Origin of the sequence: Methylobacterium sp. WL7 (assembly GCF_008040085.1) — a bacterium.
GTDB classification, from domain to species: domain Bacteria; phylum Pseudomonadota; class Alphaproteobacteria; order Rhizobiales; family Beijerinckiaceae; genus Methylobacterium; species Methylobacterium mesophilicum.
The window spans coordinates 26,230-50,257 of the sequence record NZ_VRVG01000028.1 but is presented as its reverse complement, the minus strand read 5'-3'; the positions used below and the strand labels follow the sequence as shown (position 1 = coordinate 50,257).

Genomic DNA, 24,028 nt, shown 5'->3' with positions numbered 1-24,028 from the left:
AGCCGGGTTCGGTGAAGCCGCACACCAAGTTCAAGGCCGAGGCGTACATCCTGACCAAGGAGGAGGGCGGCCGCCACACGCCGTTCTTCACCAACTACCGGCCGCAGTTCTACTTCCGGACCACGGACGTGACCGGGGTGTGCGAGCTGCCGGAGGGCACTGAGATGGTGATGCCGGGCGACAACGTGACCATGGACGTCACGCTGATCGTGCCGGTGGCCATGGAGGAGAAGCTGCGCTTCGCCATCCGCGAGGGCGGCCGCACCGTCGGTGCCGGCGTCGTCGCCGCCATCAACGACTAAGCCAGGACGGATCGGCGCGTCGCGAGGCGCGCCGATCCGCCAGACGGCGTACCTTTCGCAGCTTGCGTCTCATCGCGGCGCGAACATGTCCCGGTCCGGCCGGGATGCCAGGTGCCAATCTGCAGATCTGATGTGATTCCCGCCGGCCTTCGTCTTGACGGAGCGCCGGCGCTGCTTTGTCATGTCTCGACCGTGCTCCGGTGGAGACTCATATGTCCGCTGGTCTTCTTCGCCGCGCCCTGGATTTGCCGGTCCTGATCTGTGCCGGGGCCCCAATCGCGCTCGGTGGGGCGCGCGCCGATGATTTGAGCGACGGGCGATTCCGCGACGAGGTGGCGGCGCTGGTCCGGGTTCTGCAACCGGCGGCCGAGATCCGTCTCGATTCCGATCCGGGGCAGATCAATGTCGGGCCCAGGACGATCGCCCTCACAAACCTGTACCCGCGCGTTGCCAGGCTCACCGGCTCGGAACGCCGACGGGCCATCGCAGAATTCATCGCCGAAGTTCTGGCGCGGTCCCAGCCCGCGACGGATCCCGGGGATTTCGCGGCCATCCAATCGCGGCTGCGCGTGCAACTCGTGCCGGAAGAGATCCTTCACCAGCGCCCGGAGATTGCCCACCGTCGGTTTTCCGAGACGCTGTTCGTTGTCTACGTACTCGATGAACCGAAGCGGTACCAATACGTGACCCGCGCGATGCTCGCGGGCTGGCATGTCGAGCCCGCCCTGGTGGAGGCGACCGCCGTCAAGAACCTCGCGGCAACCTCGAAGGATGCTCCGTTCAGCCTCGGCGTCGGGGATGACACGCCGATCTTCGCCATCGCCGATTCGGGCGACGATTACGACGCCGCGCGGCTGCTGGTGCCGGACTACCTCGATCAGATGCGCCGCGCCTTGAAGGCGGACAGCATCACCCTGACCGCTCCGACCCGGAATGCGCTGATGGCCTGGCCCGCCGATAGCGCTGCGCGGCACGAACTGGCCGCAGAGGCGACCAAGCAGATGCGGGCCGGCCCCTACGGTCGCAGCGACGAGCTGTTCCACTTCGACCGAAACGGATTGCGTCCCTTGACCGCTGCGGAGCGCGCGGATCACGGCCGTTGACGCTGCGCAGCCGCGGGATGCCCGAAGGACCCGCCGCTCCGGTCATGATCGGGTGGGACGGACAGGCCCGCGAGGGCCGCATTTTGCTTTCTCGGGCCTGTCCGTGTCGCCGAACCTCTTGCAAGCGCCGCCGCAATCGGGCATTTGGCAGAACGCTAGGAGTGTAGCTCAACTGGTCAGAGCGCCGGTCTCCAAAACCGGAGGTTGCGGGTTCGAGTCCCTCCACTCCTGCCAGACATCTCACCCAACCCCGCGCGGTCGCCCGGTCGACAAGCCGGCGGAGTTGCGCTAGAGCGGGCGCAATCCGAGATCTGAAGCGACCGTCGGTGCGGGCCTCCCCAGGCCCTCGGCGCCGGATGTTCGCGTTCCCGGAAGCAGGCCCTGCCTCGGGCCCGCGCACGCAAAAAACACTGGCGCCATGGCATCGAACGAAGCGACCAAGAAGGTGGATGTGGCGCGCGGCGCGGCTCGCGGTCCCGCGAACACGCCGCCGGCCCGTCCAGCCACGCCCGCCAAGGTGCCGCAGAAGCGCGCGACGCCCGGCGAGTTCTTCTCCCAGGTCCGCGACGAGGCCCGCAAGGTCACCTGGCCGTCCCGCCGGGAAACCACGATCACCACCATCATGGTGTTCGTGATGGTCGTGGTCACCAGCCTGTTCTTCACGGTGGTCGACCAGGCCCTGCGCTTCGTGGTGGGCCTCGTGCTCGGCCTCTGAGGGGCGATATCGATCCGGGGGAGACCTCGCGGACTTGTCGGAGTTGAACGGAACCGTGTCGAAGCGCTGGTACATCGTCCACGCCTACTCGAACTTCGAGAACAAGGTCGCGCAGTCCATCAAGGACCAGGCGGCCCAGCGCGGGCTGACCGAGCTGTTCGACGAGGTGATGGTCCCGACCGAGAAGGTCGTCGAGGTGCGCCGCGGCCGGAAGGTCGATGCCGAGCGCAAGTTCTTCCCCGGCTACGTGCTGGTGAAGTGCGACCTGACCGACGAGGTCTACCACCTCATCAAGAACACCCCGAAGGTCACGGGTTTCCTCGGGGCCGACAAGTCGAAGCCGGTTCCGATCCCCGACGCCGAGGCCGAGCGGATCAAGGGCCAGGTCGCCGAGGGCGTCGATCGGCCGAAGCCGTCGATCGCGTTCGAGATCGGCGAGACCGTCCGGGTCGCCGACGGCCCGTTCGCGAGCTTCAACGGCACCGTCGAGGAGATCGACGAGGCCCGCTCCCGCCTCAAGGTGGCCGTGTCGATCTTCGGCCGGGCCACGCCGGTGGAGCTGGAATACGCCCAGGTCGAGAAGGCCTGAGGCACGCACGTTTTCGGCGGCCGGTTTTTCGGCCGTCCATCCTCTTCCGGCCGGCGTTCAGCCTCGGCCGTGAAGCGGCCGCACCCTGCAAAGGGGCGGTCTCACCCGCGGAAGATCCGCCCGGCCTCGCCTCCGGGATCCACGGATCGCACCGCGACCTGTCATCGTCCGACCCGCCCGCGCTTAGGCAGCCCGGCGGCGGACGCAGTTTGGGAGATATCCCATGGCGAAGAAGATCACGGGCTACGTGAAGCTTCAGGTCCCGGCCGGCGCGGCGAACCCGTCGCCCCCGATCGGTCCCGCGCTCGGTCAGCGCGGCCTCAACATCATGGAATTCTGCAAGGCCTTCAACGCGAAGACGGCGCAGATGGAGAAGGGTACCCCGATCCCGGTGATCATCACCGCGTATCAGGACCGCTCCTTCACCTTCGAGATGAAGCAGCCGCCGGTCACCTTCTTCCTGAAGAAGGCCGTCGGCCTGAAGATCGGCAAGAAGCCGGCCTCCGGCTCGAAGACCCCCGGTAAGGGCCCGGTTGTCGGCAAGATCTCCGAGGCGCAGCTGCGCGAGATCGCCGAGAAGAAGATGCCCGACCTCAACTGCGACTCGGTCGATGCGGCCGTCGCCATGATCCGCGGCTCTGCCCGGGCCATGGGCCTCGAAATCACGGCCTGAGGGAGGACATCATGGCACGCGAAGGAAAGCGCATCCGCGCGGCCCGCGAGGGCATCGAGGTGACCAAGCTCTACCCGCTCGACGAGGCGATCAAGCTGGTCAAGGAGCGGGCGACCGCGAAGTTCGACGAGACCGTCGAGGTCTCGATGAACCTCGGCGTCGATCCGCGTCACGCCGACCAGATGGTCCGCGGCGTCTGCAACCTGCCCAACGGCTCCGGCCGGACGGTCCGCGTGGCGGTCTTCGCCCGCGGCGCCAAGGCGGACGACGCCAAGGCGGCGGGTGCCGACATCGTCGGCGCCGAGGATCTCCTGGAGATTGTCCAGAGCGGCAAGATCGAGTTCGATCGCTGCATCGCCACCCCGGACATGATGCCGCTGGTCGGCCGTCTCGGTAAGGTGCTGGGCCCGCGCGGCCTGATGCCGAACCCGAAGGTCGGCACCGTCACCATGGACGTGAAGACCGCCGTGGCCGGCGCCAAGGGCGGCTCGGTGGAGTTCCGCGTCGAGAAGGCTGGGATCGTCCATGCCGGCGTCGGTAAGGTCTCGTTCGACGCCGACAAGCTGATCGAGAACATCAAGGCTTTCGCCGACGCGGTCGCCAAGGCCAAGCCGGCGGGCGCCAAGGGCACCTACGTCCAGCGCATCGCCGTCACCTCGACGATGGGCCCGGGCGTGAAGGTCGAGCCGAACACGGTCCTGACCGCCTGAGGCTCAACTTCCCGCTATAACGAAGCGCCCGGCCGGAAACGGCCGGGCGTTTTGCGTTGGGGGCCTCGGCGCAAAACTCCTTTGCGGATGAGGCGCTCCCCTTTCCCGGACGCCTGGAACGACAGTGGAAGGTGATCCGGGACCCAGCTTAGAAATGTGCCGCGTAGCGGCTCAGTTGAGGTGCCACGTTGTAGCAAGTCAGCGCCTTATCTTGATGCGCTGGGTCCCGGGTCGCATTCCGCTAGCGCCGCATGCGCCCGGGAAAAGGTGTCGTCGAATCGGCAAAGCTTCATCATATCCGCCTGCCGTGCTGGGGAGGTGGGTGATGGAGCGCCGGTCCCACGTCCACATGCTCGCCAGTCGGCGGAGCGGAACGCTCTACACCGGCTCAACGACCGACCTCGCCCGGCGCGTCTATGAGCATCGCACCGGTGCGATGCCGGGGTTCACCCGTGACTACGGCGTGACGATGCTGGTTTGGTACGAAGAGTACTCCCGCATCATCGATGCCCGCATCCGGGAGTATGCGATCAAGCGCTGGCGCCGTGCGTGGAAGCTCGCGCTGATCGAGGCATTCAACCCGGCTTGGCGCGATCTCTACGAGGATCTTGGGTTTTGAGCCGCTGCGCGGCGCGTCCTGCGCTGGGTCCCGGGTCGCTTTCCGCTAGCGCTGCATGCGCCCGGGAAAGGGCGTCGCGGTTCATCCTGCACCGCCCTTTTCCCGGACAGGTGCAGCGAAGCGGAACCTGATCCGGGACCCAGCGTAAGGGTCGCCGAGCAGCGGCTCTTTAGCACCGCCCTTCACGTCATTCTCAACATCGAAGGGGGGCGCCATCCCGCGCGGCTGTGCTAGATAGCCCTCATGCGCAGCACAGTCTCCGTCACGACCCGTCGACGCATCCTCTGCGTCTTCCCCGCCTACACGCCCTCGTTCGGCACGTTTTCGCACGCCTATCCGCTGATGGGCGGCGTCAAGGCGTTCATGCCCCCGCAGGGCCTTCTGGTGATCGCGGCCTACATGCCCGAGAGCTGGGAGTACCGCTTCATCGACGAGAACATCCGGCGCGCCTCCGCCCAGGATTTCGCCTGGGCCGACGCGGTGTTCGTCTCCGGGATGCACATCCAGGAGGGCCAGATCCACGACATCGGCCGGCGCGCCCACGCGGCCGGCAAGGTCGCGGCGCTCGGCGGCCCCTCGGTGTCCGGCGCCCGGGAAAAATATCCGGACTTCGATTATCTCCACGTCGGCGAGATCGGCGACGCCACCGACCGGCTGATCGAACGGCTCGATGCAGACATTACCCGTCCGACCCAGCAGGTGGTGTTCGAGACCGGTGAGCGGCTCGCGCTCTCGGACTTCCCGGCCCCGGCCTACGAGGCCGCGCCGCTCAAGCGCTACCTGATCGGTTCGCTGCAATTCTCGTCCGGCTGCCCGTATCGCTGCGAGTTCTGCGACATCCCGCAGCTCTACGGCCGTCAGCCCCGGCTGAAGAGCCCCGAGCAGATGTGCGCCGAGCTGGACGCGATCATCAGCCAGCCCGGCCACCCGGCGGTGGTCTACTTCGTGGACGACAACTTCATCGCCAACCGCAAGGCGACCCGCGAGATGCTGCCCCATCTCGTGGCGTGGCAGAAGAAGAACGACTACCCGCTGCAATTCGCCTGCGAGGCGACCCTGAACATGGCCAAGCAGCCCGAAATCCTCGAGCTGATGCGCCAGGCCAACTTCATGACCGTGTTCGTCGGGATCGAGACGCCCGAGGCCGACGCGCTCAAGGGCATCGACAAGACCCACAACGCCGCCGTGCCGATGTACGAGGCGATCGAGACGCTCAATTCCTACGGGCTCGAAGTCACCTCGGGCATCATCCTGGGGCTCGATACCGACAGCGACAAGTCCGAGCAGAACCTGATCGACTTCATCGACAAGTCGGCGATCCCGGTGCTGACCATCAACCTCCTCCAGGCCCTGCCCAAGACCCCGCTCTGGGACCGGCTGGAGCGCGAGGGGCGCCTGGTCCACGATGCGGCGCTGGAATCGAACGTCCTGTTCAAGCGCCCGCACGACACCGTCGTGTCGAGCTGGCGCCGGGCGATCGCCCATGCCTACGAGCCGGAGCAGCTCTTCTCCCGGTTCAAGCACCAGTGCGAAACCACCTACCGGAACCGGATCAAGACCCCGACCAAGGGCAAGCTCACCTTCACGAACCTGCGCCGCGGCCTGATCCTCGGCTTCAACATCATCACGCGGGTCGGGCTGCTCTCCGATTACCGCAGGCCGTTCTGGAGCGCCGCCGGCTACGCGCTCAAGCGCGGGCAGATCGAGGCGGTGTTCAACATGGGCTTCGTCGCCCACCACCTGATCCGCTTCACCCGCGAGGCCCTGCGGGGCGAGCACAACGCCTCGTTCTACGCGGCCAAGGCCGCGGAGGCCGAGGATGCGCGGCGGCGTTCGTGGTGGGAGACTGCGCGGCGCAAACTGGTGCCGGAGCGCGAGGCGGCGTAGCCTTCGGGCTTGGCACGTTAAGGTACGGGAGGGCTATCGACGCCGATACCGATCCAAACCGGGAGCATGCGTGCTCCCGGTTTGCGCGTCCGGTGATACCTCTGGGCCGAGTCGGCGACGGACCGTCCATGCGTCCCAAGCCGGTCTCCCACGCCAGCCCTTGCCTGCGGCGGAAAAGTCGCGCTTCAGCCCTTGGCAGGCGGCTTGCTAGCCTCTATACACCGCGCCTTACGCATTTCATCCTCACGGAAGGAGACGGCCAATCGGCCGGTTTCCGCATGAAATGTCGCCCGGGCAACCGGGTGGCAATAGCCGGCAGGATCCTGAGGGCACGAGCCCCGCGGAGCCTTGTCCGGCTATGTCCTGTCCGAGACTGCAGGTGCCGGTTCGCCGGCTTAATCAACGCCCAACCTGCACAGACGGGGAAGACCGAACTTAGGAAAAGCCTCGCTGCGGCATACGCCGCGGAGGGGTGTCGGTTTGAACCAACTCACCCGAAGCGGCCCTCGCGGGCACGTGCGGGGACAGGGCCGCGAAGCGTCGTTCGGACGTTCCCGGTCTCTTGAAGGCCGAGACGACGTCCGGGCGGCATGTGCAACCGGCGGACCCGATTCCGGGTTCCGCCAACCGGAGAGAGCCCAGTGGACCGGACAGCAAAAGCTGACCTCGTCTCGACGCTCAACGGCGTGTTCAATCAGAGCGCCGTCGTCGTCGTGGCCCACTACAAGGGCCTCACGGTCGCCGACATGCAGAAGCTGCGCTCGCAGATGAAGCAGGCCGGCGCCACCGTGAAGGTCGCCAAGAACAGCCTCGCCGGCATCGCACTCGATGGTACGGACGTCGCCTCCATCAAGCCGCTCCTGAAGGGCCCGACCCTGCTCGCCTATTCCGGCGACCCGGTCGCAGCCGCGAAGGTCGCGGTCGATTTCGCCAAGACGAACGACAAGCTCGTGATCCTTGGCGGCGCGATGGGGAAGACAACCCTGAACCCGGACGGCGTGAAGGCCCTCGCCTCGCTCCCGTCCCTCGACGAACTGCGCGCCAAGATCGTGGGCCTGGTACAGGCGCCCGCGACCAAGATCGCTCAGGTCGTCAATGCGCCGGCGGCCAAGCTCGCCCGCGTGTTCGGGGCCTATGCCACCAAGGACGAGGCCGCTTGAGGCCCTTCAAAAACCCATCGTTCGAACCGATATCTGAGAGGAATTGAAAATGGCTGATCTTGCCAAGCTCGTCGACGACCTGTCCTCGCTGACCGTTCTCGAGGCCGCCGACCTGGCCAAGATGCTCGAAGAGAAGTGGGGCGTCTCGGCTGCTGCCGCCGTCGCCGTCGCCGCCGGCCCGGCCGCCGGTGGCGCCGCCGCCGCCGTCGAGGAGCAGACCGAGTTCACGGTCGTGCTCGCCGCCGCTGGCGACAAGAAGATCGAGGTCATCAAGGAGGTCCGCGCGATCACCGGCCTCGGCCTCAAGGAGGCCAAGGACCTCGTCGAGGGCGCTCCGAAGCCGGTCAAGGAGAGCGTCACCAAGGACGAGGCCGAGAAGCTCAAGGCCCAGCTCGAGAAGGCCGGCGCCAAGGTCGAGCTCAAGTAAGTCGCCGATGGGCCGGATCCGGCCCATCACCCCACGGAGGTCCATCGTGGGCCTATCGTGACTGGAGCCCGCGGGTGCAGCACCCGCGGGCTTTAGGCCGCTTCGGCGGAGGGCCCTGAAAACGGGCCAGAGAGATTCGGTTCGGTGGCGCGGTCCGGCGGGGCGCGCGTCACAGTCCGGTGCGGGAGGTCCCTGTCGGGAACGCTTCCCCGGGCGCGAGGCACGCGGGATGGAGCGAGTTCACATGGCCAACACGCTGGTCGGTCGCAAGCGCATTCGGAAGTTCTTCGGCAAGATCAAGGAAGTCGCCGAGATGCCGAACCTCATCGAGGTTCAGAAGGCATCCTACGACCAGTTCCTCATGGTCGACGAGCCGGAGGGCGGCCGCGGCGATGAAGGCCTCCAGAGCGTGTTCAAGTCGGTGTTCCCGATCTCGGACTTCGCCTCGACGGCCCTGCTCGAGTTCGTGCGCTACACCTTCGAGCAGCCGAAATACGACGTCGATGAGTGCCGCCAGCGCGGCATCACCTTCGCGGCCCCGCTGAAGGTGACCCTGCGGCTGATCGTGTTCGATGTCGATCCGGACACCCAGGCCAAGTCGGTCAAGGACATCAAGGAGCAGGACGTCTACATGGGCGACATGCCCCTGATGACGGAGAACGGCACCTTCATCGTCAACGGCACCGAGCGCGTCATCGTCTCGCAGATGCACCGCTCGCCGGGCGTGTTCTTCGACCACGACAAGGGCAAGACCCACTCGTCGGGCAAGCTCCTGTTCGCCGCCCGCATCATCCCGTATCGCGGCTCCTGGCTCGACGTCGAGTTCGACGCCAAGGACATCGTGCACGTCCGCATCGACCGCAAGCGCAAGCTGCCGGCGACCTCGCTGCTCTACGCCCTCGGGCTGGACGGCGAGGAGATCCTGTCGACCTTCTACAACCGCGTAGTCTACGACCGCGACGGCGCCGAGTGGCGCGTGCCGTTCGACCCCGAGCGGATGAAGGGCATGAAGGCCACGGTCGACCTGATCGACGCCGATTCCGGCGAGGTCGTGCTCGAGGCCGGCAAGAAGCTCAACGCCCGCAACGCCCGTCAGATCACCGACAAGGGCACCAAGTACCTCAAGGCCACCGACGAGGATCTGGTCGGCCAGTACATCGCCGAGGACCTGGTCAACACCGAGACCGGCGAGATCTGGGCCGAGGCCGGCGAGGAGATCTCCGAGAAGCTCCTGAAGAGCCTCGACGAGGTCGGCATCATCGAGCTGCCGGTGCTCGACATCGACCACGTCAATGTCGGCCCCTACATCCGCAACACGCTGGCGGTGGACAAGAACTCCAACCGCGAAGGCGCGCTGTTCGACATCTACCGGGTCATGCGCCCGGGCGAGCCGCCGACCCTCGACACCGCCGAGGCGATGTTCCACTCGCTGTTCTTCGATTCCGAGCGCTACGACCTCTCTGCGGTCGGCCGCGTGAAGATGAACATGCGCCTCGACCTCGACGCCGCCGACACCGTCCGCACCCTCCGCAAGGAGGACATGCTGGCCGTCGTCAAGGCGCTGGTCGAGCTGCGCGACGGCAAGGGCGAGATCGACGACATCGATCACCTCGGCAACCGTCGCGTCCGCTCGGTCGGCGAGCTGATGGAGAACCAGTACCGCCTCGGGCTGCTCCGCATGGAGCGCGCGATCCGCGAGCGCATGAGCCAGGTCGATATCGACACGGTGATGCCGCAGGACCTGATCAACGCGAAGCCCGCGGCCGCGGCGGTGCGCGAGTTCTTCGGCTCGTCGCAGCTCTCGCAGTTCATGGATCAGACCAACCCGCTCTCCGAGGTGACGCACAAGCGCCGCCTCTCGGCGCTCGGCCCAGGCGGTCTGACCCGCGAGCGCGCCGGCTTCGAGGTGCGCGACGTGCACCCGACGCATTACGGCCGCATCTGCCCGATCGAGACGCCGGAAGGCCCGAACATCGGCCTGATCAACTCTCTGGCGACCTTCGCCCGGGTGAACAAGTACGGCTTCATCGAGACCCCGTTCCGCCGCGTGCGCGACGGCGTGGTCACCAATGAGGTCGCCTACCTCTCGGCCATGGAGGAGGCGAAGTACTACGTCGCCCAGGCCAACGCCCAGATGGACGAGAACAAGAAGCTGACGGAGGACCTCGTGGTCTGCCGCCGCGCCGGCGACGTGATCGTCGTCGGTCCCGAGCGCGTCGACCTCATGGACGTCTCGCCCAAGCAGCTCGTCTCGGTGGCCGCGGCGCTGATCCCGTTCCTCGAGAACGACGACGCCAACCGCGCCCTCATGGGCTCGAACATGCAGCGGCAGGCCGTGCCGCTGGTCCGCGCCGACGCGCCGTTCGTCGGCACCGGCATGGAGGCGGTGGTCGCCCGCGATTCCGGCGCGGCCATCGCGGCGCGCCGCTCCGGCATCGTCGATCAGGTGGACGCCACCCGTATCGTCATCCGGGCCACCGAGGAGGCCGACGCCACGAAGCCGGGCGTCGACATCTACCGCCTGCAGAAGTTCCAGCGCTCCAACCAGTCGACCTGCATCACGCAGAAGCCGCTGGTCCGCGTCGGCGAGCCGGTGAAGAAGGGCGAGATCATCGCCGACGGTCCCTCGACCGAGTTCGGCGAGCTGGCGCTCGGCCGGAACGTGCTCGTCGCGTTCATGCCGTGGAACGGCTACAACTTCGAAGACTCGATCCTGCTCTCCGAGCGGATCGTGAAGGATGACGTGTTCACCTCGATCCACATCGAGGAGTTCGAGGTGATGGCCCGCGACACCAAGCTCGGGCCGGAGGAGATCACCCGCGACATCCCGAACGTCTCCGAGGAAGCGCTCAAGAACCTCGACGAGGCCGGCATCGTCTACATCGGTGCCGAGGTGAATGCCGGCGACATCTTGGTCGGCAAGATCACCCCGAAGGGCGAGAGCCCGATGACGCCGGAGGAGAAGCTCCTGCGCGCCATCTTCGGCGAGAAGGCCTCGGACGTGCGCGACACCTCCCTGCGGGTGCCGCCGGGCGTCACCGGCACGATCGTCGAGGTCCGGGTGTTCAACCGCCACGGCGTCGACAAGGACGAGCGCGCCCAGGCGATCGAGCGCGAGGAGATCGAGCGGCTCGCCAAGGACCGCGACGACGAGCAGGCGATCCTCGACCGCAACACCTACGCCCGTTTGGCGGATGTGCTGATCGGTCAGGCGCCGGTGGCCGGCCCGAAGGGCTTCAAGAAGGACACCACGCTCACCCGCGAGCTGATCAACGACTACCCGCGCTCGCAATGGTGGCAGTTCGCCGTCATCGAAGACCGTCTCATGACCGAGATGGAGGCGATGCAGAAGCAGTACGACGAGTCGAAGAAGCGCCTTGAGCAGCGCTTCCTCGACAAGGTCGAGAAGCTGCAGCGCGGCGACGAGCTGCCCCCCGGCGTCATGAAGATGGTCAAGGTCTTCGTGGCGGTGAAGCGCAAAATCCAGCCGGGCGACAAGATGGCCGGCCGTCACGGCAACAAGGGTGTCGTGTCGCGGATCGTGCCGATCGAGGACATGCCGTTCCTGGAGGACGGGACCCATGCCGACATCGTGCTCAACCCGCTGGGCGTGCCCTCGCGCATGAACGTCGGCCAGATCCTGGAGACGCACCTGGGCTGGGCGGCTGCGGGCCTGGGTCGCAAGGTCTCCAAGGCGGTGGATGCCTATCTGAAGTCGCACGACATCGCGCCGCTGCGTCAGGAGATGGAGGCGATCTACTCCCCGGGCGAACTCGACGGCCTGACCGACGAGGAGTTGGCGGAGGCCGGCAACAACGTCCGTCGCGGCGTGCCGATGGCCACCCCGGTGTTCAACGGCGCCAAGGAGGCCGACATCGAGCAGATGCTCGAGATGGCCGGCCTCGACCGCTCGGCGCAGTCGACCCTCTACGATGGCCGCTCCGGCGAGCCCTTCGACCGCAAGGTAACGATGGGCTACATCTACATGCTGAAGCTGCACCACCTGGTGGACGACAAGATCCACGCCCGGTCGATCGGCCCGTACTCGCTCGTCACCCAGCAGCCGCTGGGCGGCAAGGCGCAGTTCGGCGGTCAGCGCTTCGGCGAGATGGAGGTCTGGGCGCTGGAGGCCTACGGCGCCGCCTACACGCTGCAGGAGATGCTCACGGTGAAGTCGGACGACGTGGCCGGCCGCACCAAGGTCTACGAGGCGATCGTCCGCGGCGACGACACCTTCGAGGCCGGCATCCCCGAATCGTTCAACGTGCTCGTCAAGGAGATGCGCTCGCTCGGCCTCAACGTCGAGCTGACGTCCTCCAAGAAGGCCGCGAACGACCAGCTGGAGCCGCCGGCCGACGCCGCCGAGTAGCGGAGTCGCGACAACACCTCCCGTGGCGGCATCCAGCCGCCACGGTCGAGCGGGGAGGGGCGGGGCCTCCGGGTGACGACGGCCAGCGGCGCCTGAGCAGGGCGCGGCGCCGGATCTTTTTCAGGACACGAGGGCCCGGCGCGGGGCCACCGGCGTCAACAAGGAGCGGATCATGAACCAAGAGGTCATGAACCTTTTCAATCAGCAGGCCACCCCGGTCAGCTTCGATCAGATCAAGATTTCGATCTCGTCGCCGGAGAAGATCCTCTCCTGGTCGTACGGCGAGATCAAGAAGCCCGAGACCATCAACTACCGGACCTTCAAGCCCGAGCGCGACGGCCTGTTCTGCGCGCGTATCTTCGGGCCGATCAAGGATTACGAGTGCTTGTGCGGCAAGTACAAGCGCATGAAGTACAAGGGCGTCATCTGTGAGAAGTGCGGCGTCGAGGTGACGCTGGCGCGCGTCCGGCGCGACCGCATGGGCCATATCGAGCTGGCCGCCCCGGTCGCCCACATCTGGTTCCTGAAGTCGCTGCCCTCGCGCATCGGCCTTCTGCTCGACATGGCCCTCAAGGACCTCGAGCGGATCCTGTACTTCGAGTCCTACTGCGTCATCGAGCCGGGCCTCACCCCCCTCAAGGAGCGTCAGCTCCTGTCGGAGGAGGAGTACCTGCGCGCCCAGGAGGAGTACGGCGAGGACAGCTTCACCGCCATGATCGGCGCCGAGGCCATCCGCCGGATCCTGCAGGAACTCGACCTCGACAAGATCGCCAACGATCTGCGCGAAGAGATCGCGGTCACCACCTCGGAGCTGAAGCCGAAGAAGCTCCTGAAGCGCCTCAAGATCATCGAGGCGTTCCAGATGTCCGGCAACAAGCCGGAGTGGATGATCCTCACCGTCGTCCCGGTGATCCCGCCGGACCTGCGCCCGCTGGTCCCGCTGGATGGCGGCCGCTTCGCCACCTCCGACCTGAACGACCTCTACCGCCGCGTCATCAACCGCAACAACCGCCTGAAGCGGCTGATCGAGCTGCGCGCCCCCGACATCATCATCCGCAACGAGAAGCGGATGCTGCAGGAGGCCGTGGACGCATTGTTCGACAACGGCCGCCGCGGCCGCGTCATCACGGGTGCCAACAAGCGCCCGCTGAAGTCGCTCGCCGACATGCTGAAGGGCAAGCAGGGCCGGTTCCGCCAGAACCTGCTCGGCAAGCGCGTCGACTACTCGGGCCGCTCGGTCATCGTGGTCGGCCCCGAGCTGAAGCTGCACCAGTGCGGCCTGCCGAAGAAGATGGCGCTCGAGCTGTTCAAGCCGTTCATCTACGCGCGGCTGGACGCCAAGGGCTTCTCCGCAACGGTGAAGCAGGCCAAGAAACTGGTCGAGAAAGAAAAGCCGGAGGTCTGGGACATCCTCGATGAGGTGATCCGCGAGCACCCGGTGATGCTGAACCGCGCGCCGACGCTCCACCGCCTCGGCATCCAGGCCTTCGAGCCGAAGCTGATCGAGGGCAAGGCGATCCAGCTGCACCCGCTGGTCTGCGCCGCGTTCAACGCTGACTTCGACGGCGACCAGATGGCCGTGCACGTCCCGCTGTCGCTCGAGGCGCAGCTGGAAGCCCGCGTCCTGATGATGTCGACCAACAACATCCTGCACCCGGCCAACGGTCAGCCGATCATCGTGCCGTCGCAGGATATCGTGCTCGGCCTCTACTACCTGTCGATCGTGGCCGAGGGCTCGAAGGGGGCGTTCAATCCGGACAACCCCAAGAACCCGATGCAGGGCGTCTTCGGCGACATGGGCGAGCTGGAGCACGCGCTCGCGGCCAAGACCGTGTCGCTGCACACCAAGATCAAGTGGCGCTGGAACGGCATCGGCCCGGACGGCGAGCCGCTGACCAAGACCTACGACACCACGCCCGGCCGGGTGATCCTGTCCGGCGCGCTGCCGAAGCACGCCAAGGTTCCCTTCGACGTCGTCAACAAGCTGATGACCAAGAAGGAGATCTCGGCGATGATCGACACCGTCTACCGCCACTGCGGTCAGAAGGAGTCGGTGATCTTCTGTGATCGGATCATGGGCCTCGGCTTCAACCACGCGTTCAAGGCCGGCATCTCGTTCGGCAAGGACGACATGGTCGTGCCGGACAACAAGTGGTCGATCGTCGACACCACGCGCACGCTCGTGAAGGACTACGAGCAGCAGTACAACGACGGCCTGATCACCCAGGGCGAGAAGTACAACAAGGTCGTGGATGCCTGGGCCAAGTGCTCGGACAAGCTGGCCGCCGAGATGATGAACCGCATCTCGAGCGTCCAGAAGGACGAGAACGGTGCCGACAAGCAGGTCAACTCGATCTACATGATGAGCCACTCGGGCGCCCGTGGTTCGCCCGCCCAGATGAAGCAGCTCGCCGCCATGCGCGGCCTGATGGCCAAGCCCTCGGGCGAGATCATCGAGACGCCGATCATCTCGAACTTCAAGGAAGGTCTGGACGTGCTGGAGTACTTCAACTCCACGCACGGTGCCCGTAAGGGCCTCGCCGACACCGCCCTGAAGACCGCCAACTCCGGCTACCTGACCCGCCGCCTCGTCGACGTGGCTCAGGACGCGGTCATCCGCGAGGTCGATTGCGGCACGACCAACGGCATCAAGATGCGCGCCATCGTGGATGCCGGCCAGGTCGTGGCGACGCTGGCGACCCGCATCCTCGGCCGCGCCACGGCCGAAGACCTGGTCTCGGCCGACGGCACGGTGATCGTGAAGACCGGCGAGACCATCGAGGAGCGGCACCTGCCGGCCATCCAGGCTGCGGGCATCCAGGAGGTGAAGATCCGCTCCGTGCTGGTCTGCGCCACCCGGAGCGGCGTCTGCGCCACCTGCTACGGGCGCGATCTCGCCCGCGGCACGCCCGTCAACATGGGTGAGGCGGTCGGCGTCATCGCGGCGCAGTCGATCGGCGAGCCGGGCACCCAGCTCACCATGCGCACCTTCCACATCGGTGGTGCGGCGCAGATCGCCGACTCGTCGTTCATCGAGTCGAGCTTCGAGGGCACGATCAAGATCCGCAACCGCGCGATCGCCAAGAACACCGATGGCGACCTGATCGCCACCGGCCGGAACGTGGCGGTCGTGATCGTCGGGTCGGACGGGGTCGAGCGGGCGGTCCACCGCCTGCAGTACGGCGCCAAGCTCCGGGTCGACGAGGGCGACAAGATCAAGCGCGGCCAGCGGATCGCCGAGTGGGACCCCTACACCCGTCCGATCCTCACCGAGGTCGACGGCATCGTGGCCTACGAGGATCTGGTCGACGGCCAGTCCATGACCGAGACCACCGACGAGTCGACCGGCATCGCCAAGCGCGTTGTCGTCGACTGGCGCGGTTCGGCCCGGACTTCGGACCTGAAGCCCGCCATGGTGGTGGTGGACCGGGACGGAAAGCCCGTGAAGCTGCCGCGCGGCTCGGATGCCCGCTACTTCCTGCCCGTCGACGCCATCATTGGCTTCGATCCGGGCGGCAAGGTGCAGGCCGGCGACATCCTGGCCCGCGTCTCGACCGACTCGGCCAAGACCCGCGACATCACCGGCGGTCTGCCGCGGGTGGCGGAGCTGTTCGAGGCACGGCGCCCGAAGGACGCGGCGATCATCGCCGAGAAGTCGGGCACCATCGCGTTCGGCCGCGACTATAAGAACAAGCGTCGTCTCACGCTGACGCCGCATGACGGCTCGGAGGCGGTGGAATACTTGATCCCGAAGGGCAAGCACATCCACCTGCAGGACGGCGACGTGGTGGAGCTCGGCGACTACATCGTCGACGGAAACCCGGCGCCGCACGACATCCTGGCGATCAAGGGCGTGGAGGAACTCGCGGCCTACCTCGTCAACGAGATCCAGGAGGTCTACCGGCTTCAGGGCGTGTCGATCAACGACAAGCACATCGAGGTGATCGTCCGGCAGATGCTGCAGAAGGTCGAAGTGACCGACGGCGGCGACTCGGACATCCTGGCGGGCGACCAGATCGACCGCACGGAGTTGACCGAGTTCAACGATAAGCTGCTTGCCGAGGGCAAGAAGCCGATCCAGGGCGTTCCGGTTCTGCTCGGCATCACCAAGGCGTCCCTGCAGACGAAGTCGTTCATCTCGGCGGCCTCGTTCCAGGAGACGACCCGGGTGCTCACCGAGGCGGCGGTCAACGGCAAGGTCGACCATCTGGAAGGCCTCAAGGAGAACGTCATCGTCGGCTCGCTCATCCCGGCGGGCACGGGCTCGATGGTGGCCGACATCCGCGCCGTGGCGCGCCGTCGCGACGCGATGATCCTGCAGCAGAAGCAGGCCGGCAGCGCCGCAGATCCGATCGAAGGGCTCCCGCCCGCCGCCGAGTGACACTGCGTCACGCGCGACAGGCTTGAGATGAGACAGGGCGGCCTCCGGGCCGCCCTTTTTCGTGGCCCGCGCTCGGATCGGGCCGCCGGGCCGAAACCGGGACGGCCGTCGAGGAGCGGGCTTAACCGGGGCTCAACCATGCCGGGCGATAAATCCGCGTCGGCCGCCGGAACGCCCTGGAAACGGGGAGGATCGCGCCGGCGGTGGTGCATCGGTGCGGGTCTGAAGCCGTGGGCGTGAGACGAGGACGACGGGAATCGAGCCTGCGCTGGCTCTCGGCCGCCTTGACGCCCTGGATGGCGGGGCTCGGCCTGTTGGTCTCGTTCACGGCCGATGCCGGAACCGAGAACGCCATCGGGTCGAGTCGGCTCGGGGCGATCGACGCCTTCACGGTCCCGGCCCTTCCGCCCGGCACTGCGCTGATCGGTTCCGCCCTGCGGCGCAGCGCCGACGAGCCGCTCCAGGCCGTGTTCAAGACCGGCGCCCACGTGTTCCCGGTGGTGCAGCGCCAGACCAAGGGCGACCCGTTCCAGCCGCCGGCCGGGAGCTTCGCCCGCCGGGCCGCCGCCCTGCGCGAGACCGGGGCCGCCCTGGTGTTCGGCGACGTCACCGGCAGCGTCAGCGGCGTGCTGAGCGCGGGCTCGGCGGTCTGGGATCCGGAGGCCGAGCCGGAGGGCGGCTTCGTGCCCGTGCCCGATCTCGGGCTGACCACGGGGTCCGGCAGCGCCGCCTCCACGGGCGAGGGCAGCGCCGACCTCACCGGGGATGGCGAAACCGAGCGCCGCTACGACGGCTCGACCCCGCCGGTGCCCCGGGCGGTCGCCCTGTCGTCGACCACGCCTGCGCCCGCGGACGCGATCCCGATCGAGGTGGCGGCCGCCAGCCTGGCGCTGCCCGATTTCGCGATCCGCCCCGAGCGGCCCGGGATCCTTCAGTCGATCCCGGAGGATGCCAGCCGGCGCTACGCCGACCTGATCGACCCGGAATCCCTCGACAAGGAGCAGCGCTGCCTGTCGGAGGCGGTCTATTTCGAGGCCCGCAGCGAATCCGAGGCGGGTCGCGCCGCGGTGGCCCAGGTGGTGCTCAACCGGGTGAAGAGCGGCCTCTATCCGAGCAGCGTCTGCGGCGTCGTCTACCAGAACCGGCATCATTACATGGGCTGCCAGTTCTCCTTCGCGTGCGAGGGCAAGTCCCTGCGCATCACCGATGCCGGCGCGTGGGAATCCGCCACCCGGATCGCCCGCTCGGTGATCGAGGGCCGGACCTACCTGGCCGAGGTCGGGGCGGCGACCCACTACCATGCCGACTACGTGCGGCCGGGCTGGGCCCGGCGCCTGCGCAAGATGGACGTCATCGGGCGGCACATTTTTTACCAGCTCAAGCCTGGGCAGACCTGAGCGGCCCACATTGGTGGCGGCTTCTCATCCACGCGCACGGGGTTTGCATGCGTGGGTGCCAGCCCACATGACATTGGTGAGGGCTCGCTGGGTGCCACCCGCGGGCCCCCTTGTTGGGTAGCCAGCCAGCTCCGTGTTACGCGAGCCTGGGCGTGGTGGTCACGGACCACTCACCGCTCGGGTTCCTCGTGACGGTGATCCGCAAGAGCGGAATCATCAACACATCGCTCACCCCCTTCCTCACCCCTACGACGTTCACACATCGGCTGTGATAGGGCGCGACGCGCCCCCTCTCCCGCACGGGAGAGGGGGCGCGCGTCTGATCCCTGCGATCGTGTTGCCGAGCCCGATCTGTGAATCCGGTAGCCCTCAACCTGAGGCGACGGAGCGAAGCGGAGGCCTCGAAGGAGGAGGAGAGTCGGGTTGGAGGAGCACCGATCGAAATCGGGCGCGCCCCTATCGGTCCCTGAAGCGGTGCATTCGCGAACAGCGTTAAGGATTGCCGCCGATCTTCGATAGAATCTTACCTAGGTAGTGGATCGCTAAGCAGTCCAAACCGAGGGTTAATTTTACCTTCATTCCGAACTCTGCTTGCGAGTCGGGCAACGACTCTGGCCTGTAGTGCGTCGAGACCAGCGCTGCCCTTGCGCAGCGTCTCGCCCGTACCGCGTACCAGAGGACTTCCATGACCGCGCCGGTCGCACGCTCCACCCTTCTCGCCGCCGCCTTCGGCGGCCTGCTGCTCGCAGCCCCCGCGCAGGCCGGCGGCTGCTACGGCTCCGCATGCTACCGCCACGTCACGACCCCGCCGGTCTTCGACACCGTGCAGGAGAACGTGCTGGTGCGGCCGCCGCGGACGGTCTACCGGACCACGCCGCCGGTCTACGATACCGTGTCCGAGCGCGTGATGGTCGCCCCCGGCGGGCGCGTCTGGCAGACGAGCCGCGGTCCCGGCGGCGAGCTGATCGGCTGCTGGATCGATACGCCGCCGCGCTTCGCCGTGCGCAGCCGGACCGTCCTGGTACGGCCCGCGCAGTCGATCCCGGAGACCATCCCGCCGGAATACGCCACCGTCAGCCGGCGCGTCCTGGTGGCGCCGGCCCGCTCCGGCTGGGTGCCGGCCGGCGGCGGGTACGGCGGTTATGCGGGCGGCTACCGCTCTGCCGCCTATGGCGGTCCCCTGGTCGGCTCGATCCCGGACGCCGTGGGCATCACCGGTGCGAGCTCCGCCGATATCGGTGTCGGCCTCGGCTTCTCCACGGGCAGCCGCTACGACGGCTACTGATCGGTCGATCGACGCCCGCGTCCCGGGACGCGGCCTCGGCGTCTGACGGGGCCGCCTTGATTCCGGGCATCCCGGCGACACCTCTTCCGCGGACGAACGGGAGGTGACGATGGGTACGTTCAAGGCCTGGGTGATCGACAAGGGCGAGACCGGGCAGAGCCTCGCCTTCCGGGATTTCGACGACGCCGACCTGATGGACGGCGACGTCACCGTCCGGGTGACCCACTCGACCCTGAACTACAAGGACGGGCTCGCCCTCACCGGCACGTCGCCGGTGGTGCGCCGCTTCCCGATGATCCCCGGGATCGATTTCTCCGGGGTGGTCGAGACCTCGGATCACCCGGAGTACAAGCCGGGCGACGCCGTCGTCCTCACCGGCTGGGGCGTCGGCGAGACGCATCTCGGCGCCTACGCGCAGCGCGCCCGGGTCAAGGGCGACTGGCTGGTGCCGCTGCCCGAGGGCCTCAGCCCCGAGCAGGCCATGGCGATCGGTACCGCGGGCTATACCGCGATGCTGTCCCGGATGGCCCTCGACGCCCACGGGCTGACGCCGGCACACGGGCCTGCGATCGTCACCGGGGCGTCGGGCGGCGTCGGCTCGGTGGCGGTGGCGCTCCTGGCCCGGGCCGGCTGGCACGTGATCGCCTCCACGGGGCGGGACGGCGAGGCCGATTACCTCAAGGGCCTCGGCGCCGCCGAGATCCTTGACCGCGCGGAGCTGTCCAAGCCCGGCAAGCCGCTCGGCAAGGAGCGGTGGGCGGCCGGCATCGACGCGGTCGGCTCCACCACCCTGGCCAACGTGCTGGCTCAGACCCGGTCCGACGGCGCGGTCGCCGCCTGCGGGCTGGCTCAGGGCATGGATCTGCCGACCTCCGTGGCGCCGTTCATCCTGCGCGGCGTCTCGCTCCTCGGGATCAACAGCGTCACCACCCCGCAGACGAAGCGCCGCGCGGCCTGGGCGCGCCTCGCCCGGGAACTCGATCTCGACAAGCTCGCCAGCATGACGCGCCGGGTCAGCCTGGAGGAGGTCGGCCGGCTCGGGCCGGAGATCCTGGCAGGCCGGATCCGCGGGCGGACCGTGGTGGAGGTCGGTTGAAGCTTTGGCCGGAACCCTTGCCGTTCCCGCCGCATTGCACTTCCCATGAGCGTAGCATTCGTCAAAGAGCCCGAGGGCGGGGAAGCCTTCGAGAACTTGCCCGACCGTCCCATCTCGCCGCACACCAACTTCGTCACGCCGGAGGGGCTGGCGCAGATCGAGGCGGAGGTCGCGCGCCTGGAGCGGGAACTCGGCACCCTGGATCACGCCGACAAGGCGGAGGATTCCCGGATCGGGCGGGATCTGCGGTACTGGCTCGCCCGCAAGAACACCGCGCAGGTGGTCGAGCCGATCGACGGCCAGACCGTGCATTTCGGCGCCACCGTCACCATCCTGCGCGAGGACGAGTCCGGGAAAGAGACGAAGCAGACCTTCCGCATCGTCGGCGAGGACGAGGCCGACCCGCACAAGGGCTCGATCTCCTACGTGGCGCCGCTCGCTCAGGCGATCACCGGCAAGAGCGTGGGCGACGTGGTCGAGGTCAACGGCAGCGAGGTCGAAGTCGTCGAGATCCGCGCCTGAACGGCGTCACCGGCCTTCGAAGCGCGCCCGGAGCGGTAGGATCGCTTCGGCGAGGTGTTCCATGAACGCCCGGACCCGCCCGGCGTGACGCAGGTCGGGGTGGGTCAGAACCCAGAGGTCCGCCCCGATCTCCGGGTGTGGGCCGGAGAGCCGGCGCAGGGCGGGATCGGTATCCGCCTCGAAACACGGCAGCGGCCCGATCCCCAGTCCGGTCGTCACCGCTTCCTTCAGCCCCGTCACCGTGTTGATCCGCAGGCGAACTTTCTCCGGCGGTGCCCGCGTCTGGAGGAAGGATGCGAACAGGCCGCCCCCCACCGTCGAACCCGGAACCACCCAGGCTTCGTCGGCGAGATCGCCATAGGTCTGCCCGGCGCGTCCGTAGATGGCCCAGGCGAGACCGGTGAGACGGCGCCCGACCAGGGACTCGCTCGGGGTCCGGCTCGCGCGGATCGCCACGTCGGCGTCCCGGCGCGACAGGTTCAGCGCTTCCTCGGCCAGGATCAGGTCGATACGGATCTCCGGGTAGCGCGCGCAGAACGACGTGAGGATCGGCATTAGGATCCCGGTCGCGAAGTTCACCGGCGCCGTCACGCGCAACTCCCCGGAGGGCGTCTGCCCTTGGCCGGCGACCGTGCGGGAGAACCGGGTCACGTCGGTCTCGATCCGGCCGGCCGCCTCGATCATCGCCACGCCGGCCGGGGTCGGCACGTAGCCGGTGCGCAGGCGCTCGAACAGGCGCACGTCGAGCCGGGCCTCGATCGACCCGAGGCGCCGGAACGCCGTGGAATGGTTGATCCCGAGCTGCGTCGCGGCCGCGGTCAGTCCACCCCGGTCGGCGACGGCTTTCACGAAGCGGAACTCGTCCCAGTCCAGCGACACGCTCGCCTCCTTGCATCTCCGCAAGGGTGTTCTTGCGTGGCGGGGCATTTTTGCAAAGCGCAAAACGCGCGATGGAGAGGCCAGCGCGCCGCCCGGGGGATCTCGGCGGCGCTCCGCAACCCGAGACGGGAGATCGTTCGATGGCCAAGGTCCTGGTGCTGTACTACTCGACCTACGGACACGTGGAGCAGATGGCGTATGCCGTCGCCGAGGGCGCCCGGGAGGCCGGCGCCGAGGCTGTTGTGAAGCGCGTGCCGGAGCTGGTGCCCGAGGAGGTCGCCCGGCAGAACCACTTCAAGCTCGATCAGACCGCGCCGATCGCCACGGTGGATGAGCTGCCCCAGTACGATGCGATCATCTTCGGGACGCCGACCCGCTACGGCAACATGGCCGCGCAGATGAAGCAGTTCATCGACCAGACCGGCGGCCTGTGGATGAAGGGTGCGCTGGTCGGCAAGGTCGGCTCGGTCTTCACCTCCACGGCCTCGCAGCACGGCGGCCAGGAGACGACGCTGACGAGCTTCCACACCGTGCTGTTCCACCACGGCATGGTGGTGGTCGGGCTGCCCTACTCGTTCCCGGGCCAGGTCGGCGTCGAGGCGGTCAAGGGCAACACGCCCTACGGCGCCAGCACGATCGCGGACGGCGACGGCTCGCGCCAGCCCAGCGCGGTGGAGCTGGACGGGGCCCGGTTCCAGGGTCGCCACGTGGCCGGGATCGCGGCCAAGCTGGCCTGACAGCACAGCGCAAGAAAAAAGGCTCGGATCGCTCCGAGCCTTGAAGGAAAAAGGCCATTTGGGGGCTGAGAAGGCCTTCGTGATCAATGAACGGGCCACGGCGTCATCTGTTCCACGGCGCCGATAAAAATAACGGTCGCCCTCAACGGGGTGCGGCGGCGCGGGCCAGACGATCCCGAATCGCCTCACCCAGGCCGTCCGGGGGGATCGGCGCCACCGCGATGGTGGCGGCCCCGGAGGCATCGAGCGTGCGCAGCGCCCCGAACAGGCGGGACGCCGCCTCGGCCGGATCGCCCGCCGGGCTCAGGTTCAGGCTGGCGCGGGCCTCGGCGTGGCCCTCGGGCCGCCCGGCCCCGAACAGCAGCACAGCCTCGCCGGGTTCCACGCGCGTCACGTCGAGGCGCACCCGCGCCCGGGGCGCGTAATGCGAGGCGAGCATGCCGGGACCCGCCGGCCGCTCGGCATCGCCCATTGCAGGGCCCGCCGGCTCGAAGCCCAGCACGGCGCGCAGCGCCGCCCGGGTGACCCCGCCCGGACGCAGCAGGCGCGGGGTGCCGTCGAGACACGCCACCACGGTCGATTCGACGCCCACCTGCGTGTCCCCGCCATCGAGCAGGGCGGCGATCCGCCCCGCGAGGTCGTCGAGCACGTGGTCGGCGCGGGTCGGGCTGACGCGGCCCGAGCGGTTGGCCGAGGGCGCCGCCACCGGACGGCCGACCGCCTCCAGCAGGGCGCGGGCGATCGGATGCCCCGGGACCCGCAGGGCGACGCTCGGCAGGCCGGCCCGGGCGAGGTCGCAGACCCGCGTGCCCGGTCCGGCCGGCACCACGAGGGTCAGGGGACCCGGCCAGAACGCCGCGGCGAGGCGCTGCGCGGATCCATCGAAGCGGCCCTCGGCCAGGGCCGCGTCGACGTCGGCCAGATGGGCGATCAGCGGGTTGAAGCGCGGCCGCTCCTTGGCGGAAAAGATCCGTGCGACCGCGGCGGCGTCGGTGGCGTCGGCGCCGAGGCCGTAGACCGTCTCGGTGGGGAAGGCCACGAGCTCGCCCGCCCGCAGCAGCGCCGCGGCCTGGGCGAGGCCGGCCGCGTCGGGGTCGAGCCGCCGGGTCGCGGCCGGGACCGTTGACCCGGGATCGTTCATGCGGGAAGCCGTCGCGAAATGATGGCGGCGCGCCCG

At 67.9% G+C, this 24,028-nt stretch carries 18 protein-coding genes, 1 tRNA gene and 1 pseudogene; 18 read left to right on the top strand and 2 right to left on the bottom strand.

Annotated elements, in window-relative coordinates; genetic code table 11:
- The 17 genes and pseudogenes from tuf to greA all read left to right on the top strand — a co-directional run.
- Positions 1 to 302 (top strand): annotated as a pseudogene (tuf, locus tag FV233_RS10315) (elongation factor Tu); the annotation flags it as partial.
- Between the two features lie 245 nt (positions 303 to 547).
- Positions 548 to 1,405 (top strand): DUF1444 family protein, encoded by an 858-nt coding sequence (locus tag FV233_RS10310; RefSeq protein ID WP_147897408.1) that lies wholly within the window; start codon positions 548 to 550, stop codon positions 1,403 to 1,405.
- 157 nt (positions 1,406 to 1,562) lie between these two features.
- A tRNA-Trp gene (locus FV233_RS10305) sits at positions 1,563 to 1,639 on the top strand.
- 184 nt (positions 1,640 to 1,823) lie between these two features.
- Entirely contained in the window at positions 1,824 to 2,120 is a 297-nt protein-coding gene (gene secE, locus FV233_RS10300) for a preprotein translocase subunit SecE (RefSeq protein WP_147897407.1), read from the top strand.
- Positions 2,121 to 2,175: 55 nt separating this feature from the next.
- On the top strand, positions 2,176 to 2,709 hold the full coding sequence (nusG, locus tag FV233_RS10295; protein ID WP_007566056.1) for a transcription termination/antitermination protein NusG: 534 nt from the start codon (positions 2,176 to 2,178) through the stop codon (positions 2,707 to 2,709).
- Positions 2,710 to 2,932: 223 nt separating this feature from the next.
- Positions 2,933 to 3,382, top strand: coding sequence for a 50S ribosomal protein L11 (gene rplK / locus FV233_RS10290; protein ID WP_147855888.1), 450 nt, complete (start codon positions 2,933 to 2,935; stop codon positions 3,380 to 3,382).
- Between the two features lie 11 nt (positions 3,383 to 3,393).
- Complete coding sequence (gene rplA / locus FV233_RS10285) at positions 3,394 to 4,092, top strand: 50S ribosomal protein L1 (protein ID WP_147855889.1); 699 nt, start codon at positions 3,394 to 3,396, stop codon at positions 4,090 to 4,092.
- Between the two features lie 325 nt (positions 4,093 to 4,417).
- Positions 4,418 to 4,711 (top strand): GIY-YIG nuclease family protein, encoded by a 294-nt coding sequence (locus tag FV233_RS10280; RefSeq protein WP_147897406.1) that lies wholly within the window; start codon positions 4,418 to 4,420, stop codon positions 4,709 to 4,711.
- A 243-nt stretch (positions 4,712 to 4,954) separates the two neighbouring features.
- The gene (locus FV233_RS10275; RefSeq protein ID WP_147897405.1) at positions 4,955 to 6,598 is read left to right on the top strand and encodes a DUF4070 domain-containing protein; all 1,644 of its coding nucleotides are present in this window, start codon (positions 4,955 to 4,957) and stop codon (positions 6,596 to 6,598) included.
- 641 nt (positions 6,599 to 7,239) lie between these two features.
- Positions 7,240 to 7,758, top strand: coding sequence for a 50S ribosomal protein L10 (gene rplJ, locus FV233_RS10270; RefSeq protein ID WP_007566048.1), 519 nt, complete (start codon positions 7,240 to 7,242; stop codon positions 7,756 to 7,758).
- Between the two features lie 49 nt (positions 7,759 to 7,807).
- Positions 7,808 to 8,185 (top strand): 50S ribosomal protein L7/L12, encoded by a 378-nt coding sequence (gene rplL, locus FV233_RS10265; RefSeq protein ID WP_147897404.1) that lies wholly within the window; start codon positions 7,808 to 7,810, stop codon positions 8,183 to 8,185.
- A gap of 244 nt (positions 8,186 to 8,429) precedes the next feature.
- Positions 8,430 to 12,554, top strand: coding sequence for a DNA-directed RNA polymerase subunit beta (rpoB, locus tag FV233_RS10260; protein WP_147854852.1), 4,125 nt, complete (start codon positions 8,430 to 8,432; stop codon positions 12,552 to 12,554).
- Between the two features lie 172 nt (positions 12,555 to 12,726).
- The gene (rpoC, locus tag FV233_RS10255; RefSeq protein WP_147854853.1) at positions 12,727 to 16,935 is read left to right on the top strand and encodes a DNA-directed RNA polymerase subunit beta'; all 4,209 of its coding nucleotides are present in this window, start codon (positions 12,727 to 12,729) and stop codon (positions 16,933 to 16,935) included.
- Between the two features lie 296 nt (positions 16,936 to 17,231).
- Complete coding sequence (locus FV233_RS10250; RefSeq protein WP_147897413.1) at positions 17,232 to 18,332, top strand: cell wall hydrolase; 1,101 nt, start codon at positions 17,232 to 17,234, stop codon at positions 18,330 to 18,332.
- Positions 18,333 to 19,017: 685 nt separating this feature from the next.
- On the top strand, positions 19,018 to 19,617 hold the full coding sequence (locus FV233_RS10245; protein WP_147857218.1) for a hypothetical protein: 600 nt from the start codon (positions 19,018 to 19,020) through the stop codon (positions 19,615 to 19,617).
- A 109-nt stretch (positions 19,618 to 19,726) separates the two neighbouring features.
- Positions 19,727 to 20,713, top strand: coding sequence for an MDR family oxidoreductase (locus FV233_RS10240; protein ID WP_147897403.1), 987 nt, complete (start codon positions 19,727 to 19,729; stop codon positions 20,711 to 20,713).
- A gap of 45 nt (positions 20,714 to 20,758) precedes the next feature.
- Positions 20,759 to 21,235: a transcription elongation factor GreA gene (greA, locus tag FV233_RS10235; protein WP_147857084.1), complete on the top strand. Its 477-nt coding sequence runs from the start codon at positions 20,759 to 20,761 to the stop codon at positions 21,233 to 21,235.
- Between the two features lie 6 nt (positions 21,236 to 21,241).
- Here greA and FV233_RS10230 read toward each other — a convergent pair whose 3' ends face one another.
- Entirely contained in the window at positions 21,242 to 22,114 is an 873-nt protein-coding gene (locus FV233_RS10230) for a LysR family transcriptional regulator (RefSeq protein WP_187278087.1), read from the bottom strand.
- Between the two features lie 140 nt (positions 22,115 to 22,254).
- Here FV233_RS10230 and wrbA point away from each other — a divergent pair, with 140 nt between their 5' ends.
- On the top strand, positions 22,255 to 22,851 hold the full coding sequence (gene wrbA, locus FV233_RS10225) for an NAD(P)H:quinone oxidoreductase (RefSeq protein WP_147857083.1): 597 nt from the start codon (positions 22,255 to 22,257) through the stop codon (positions 22,849 to 22,851).
- Between the two features lie 142 nt (positions 22,852 to 22,993).
- Here the strand turns inward: wrbA and FV233_RS10220 are convergent, their stop codons facing one another.
- Positions 22,994 to 23,992 carry an L-threonylcarbamoyladenylate synthase gene (locus FV233_RS10220; RefSeq protein WP_147897402.1) on the bottom strand — a complete coding sequence of 333 codons (999 nt, stop codon included), beginning with the start codon at positions 23,990 to 23,992 and terminating at the stop codon, positions 22,994 to 22,996.
- Positions 23,993 to 24,028: the final 36 nt, after the last annotated feature.